Origin of the sequence: Geodermatophilus sp. TF02-6, from assembly GCF_003319115.1 — a bacterium.
In the GTDB taxonomy this organism is placed as follows: domain Bacteria; phylum Actinomycetota; class Actinomycetes; order Mycobacteriales; family Geodermatophilaceae; genus Geodermatophilus.
In genome coordinates, this window is sequence record NZ_QOHF01000048.1 from 1 (window position 1) to 2,842 (window position 2,842).

Sequence of the window (2,842 nt, forward strand, 5' to 3'; positions counted from 1 at the left end):
ACCTCGCCAGCGCCCAACGCCGGGCCGGCTGGCGCGCCGGCAGCGCCCACGCCAGCATCACCGCGGCATGATCATCGTTGGTCTGGGCAGGTCAAGCCGCTCATTCCGGACTTTGCCTCGACCCTGCCTTCCAGCGGGTCTTGAGCAGCGCGATTCCGCGTTCGCCTTGAGCGCGTAGACAGCCGGAGAAGCTGGTTGCGGGTGAGGTTGTCCGGGTGCAGGTTGGCGCCCTTGGTGGGGGTCAGCACGCCGGCCCCGGCCTGCGCTCCTTGGGTCCGAGGAGGCGCTCAGCCGCCAATCCATTGAGAACACCTCAGTGGTCTTCGGGATGTCGACCACCTGCCGGCGGATCATTCCGGGCGGCGCCTCATCGGCGGTCGGTGTGCCGCCGCACCTGGAACAGGCGCTCGGCTCACGCATGACAACCTCGTCAGGACCGCGACCTGCCACAACGTGCACCTCTCGCGTCCAGGCCGCCTATTGGGTTCGCGCCCGCACCGCCCGCGCAGCAACTTCAGCGCCAGCTTGCCCAGCCCCTCGATCGATGACACTCGGAGGCGTTGCGCGAGGAGGCTATCAACTGCCACCCCAACTTCACGATCCGCGCATCCTGCTCGGCGATGACCCTGTCTTGCTCGACGACTCGGCCTGTACCTGAGGTGACTGTTCAGGTGGTCGCCGGGATCCAGACGTGTCCGCTGGTGAGTTCGGTGAGGACGTCGAAGGGCCGGCGGCCGTGCTTGGCCGCGGTAGACAGGTAGCTGCGCATCGCGGCCAAGTCCTGAGCGCCGGCCAGGGTGCGCATCCCGCCGGACACCTTCTGCTTGATTTTGGCCATGCGGATGTCGCGTTCGGCGGCGTTGTTGTCGAACGGCACCCGCGCATCCGCGGCGAAGCGCAGGTAGTCATCGACGCGCCGACCGATCCGGCGGGCCAGCGCGCGGTTCCGGCGGCCGACCGCCCCGGGTGGCCCGGTGCCAGCACAGGCGCCGATCAGCGCCGCGGAGACGATCATTCGCCGCTGCACGGCGAGTACGTCGGGGTCGGGCAGCACGCCGGTGTCGGTGATCTGCTTGAGGGTCAGCAGCGCGTCGATGACTTGCCCGGCCCAGCACCAGTCCGCGGGGACGTCGGCGACGTCGTCGACGTCCTCGGGCCGATGGGCGCTGTGATGGTCGATCACGGCGATCAGCTCGCGCAGCAGATGCGCACCGCACAAGGCGTGGACCGCGGTGGTGTAGCGGGCGTACGGAGCGAACGCGTCATGCACCGCGATGCCGGTGAAGCCCGGTAGCACGCCGACGGCGTCGATCGCCGGCTTACCGCGCTGGGCGTGGCAGACCAGCACGGTGACCAGCCCGGTGCAGGCCACGTGCAGCCAGTGGCACCGCCCGGCCACCCGCAGCCGGAGTCTCATCGACGTGCACCACCTCGGCGCCGGCCAGCGCCGCGGTCGCCGCGGCGGTGAACGGCTCCAGGCCGGCCGCGGCCCTGCTGGTCCAGGCCGCCACCGTGCCCGCCGACATCGGCGTGCCGAACAGATCAGCCAGCAGACCGGCGACCCGCTCGACCGGCAGGTGCTGACCCAAGCACAGGTACACCGCGATCGCCGCGGCGTGCGGTCCGTACTGCACGGCAGCGGCTACGCCAGCCGGTGCCGCGGCCTGGCTGACCGCGCCGCAGGCACAGCGGCGCGAGATCAGCCGATGCTCGACCACCCGCACCTGCACCGCGGGGATGTCGAACACCTGCCGCCGCACCACCGCGGTCGGCTTCTCGGTGACGACCAGGCCGGCCCCGCAGCCGGCGCACGCGCCGGGCTCGTGCACCACCACCTCATCGGGCGTGACGACCTGGCGCGTGACTGTTCAGGTTCGGGCCTGCGTGTCGTAGCTGGGTGAGCACGGTCGGGGTGTGAAGGATCGGTCCGTGACCGCGCCGACCTACGAGCAGCTGGCGGCGCTGGTCGCGGCGCAGGAGCGGACCATCGCACAGTTGCAGGCGCGCATCGCCGAGCAGGATGCGCGGATTGCCGAGCTGGAGCGGCAGCTGGCCGCCTCTTCCCGCAACTCCTCCAAGCCACCGTCGAGCGACGGGCCTGGCAAGCCGGCGCCGAAGTCGCTGCGGGGCCGGTCGGGGCGTAAGCCCGGCGGGCAGCCGGGGCACCCGGGTCGCACCCTGCGCCAGGTCGCCGCACCCGATGAGGTCGTGGAGCACGAGCCGGCCGCTTGCACCGGCTGCGGAGCCGGGCTGGGCGCCGGCGGCGAGCCGGCCGGCATGGTCTGTCGGCAGGTGTTCGACATCCCGAAGATCACCGTGCGGGTGGTCGAGCACCGGCTGCTGGCCCGCCGCTGCGCCTGCGGCACTGTCAGCTCCGCCGCGCCACCGGCCGGCGTCGCGGCACCGGTGTGCTATGGCCCGCACGCCGCGGCGATCGCGGTCTACCTGGTCTTGGGCCAGCACCTGCCGGTCGAGCGGGTCGCCGGTCTGCTGGCCGACCTGTTCGGCACGCCGATGTCGGCCGGCACGGTCGCGGCCTGGTGCGCCCGGGCCGCGGCCGGGTTGGAGCCGTTCACCGCGGCCGCAACCGCGGCGCTGACCGGTGCCGAGCTGGTGCACGTGGATGAGACCGGGCTGCGGGTGGCCGGGCGGTGCCACTGGCTGCATAAATCGTCCTGGGGCAGGTGAAGGGTCCAACCAGCAAGGAGACTGGACCTGTGTCTGCACCACGGAAGTTCGACTCGGAGACTCGGGAGCGCGCGGTTCGGATGTATGCCGACCGGGTGCGTGATGGCGAGTCCAAGCTGGCCGCCCGCCGCAAGGTCGGTGAGCTGCTCGGCGT

Annotated in this window: 1 protein-coding gene and 3 pseudogenes; 2 read left to right on the forward strand and 2 right to left on the reverse strand. The window is 71.7% G+C overall.

The features are described from left to right. Positions 1–115: 115 nt before the first annotated feature. Both DQ238_RS22465 and DQ238_RS24495 read right to left on the reverse strand, forming a co-directional pair. Positions 116–260: pseudogene (locus DQ238_RS22465) on the reverse strand (IS5/IS1182 family transposase); the annotation flags it as partial. A gap of 407 nt (positions 261–667) precedes the next feature. Then, positions 668–1,835, reverse strand: a pseudogene (locus DQ238_RS24495) (IS66 family transposase). A gap of 94 nt (positions 1,836–1,929) precedes the next feature. On the opposite strand from DQ238_RS24495, the gene DQ238_RS22480 reads away from it, so the two are divergent. Further along, positions 1,930–2,688: a DUF6444 domain-containing protein gene (locus DQ238_RS22480; RefSeq protein WP_147263189.1), complete on the forward strand. Its 759-nt coding sequence runs from the start codon at positions 1,930–1,932 to the stop codon at positions 2,686–2,688. A 29-nt stretch (positions 2,689–2,717) separates the two neighbouring features. Next, a pseudogene (locus DQ238_RS22485) lies at positions 2,718–2,842 on the forward strand (IS3 family transposase); the annotation flags it as partial.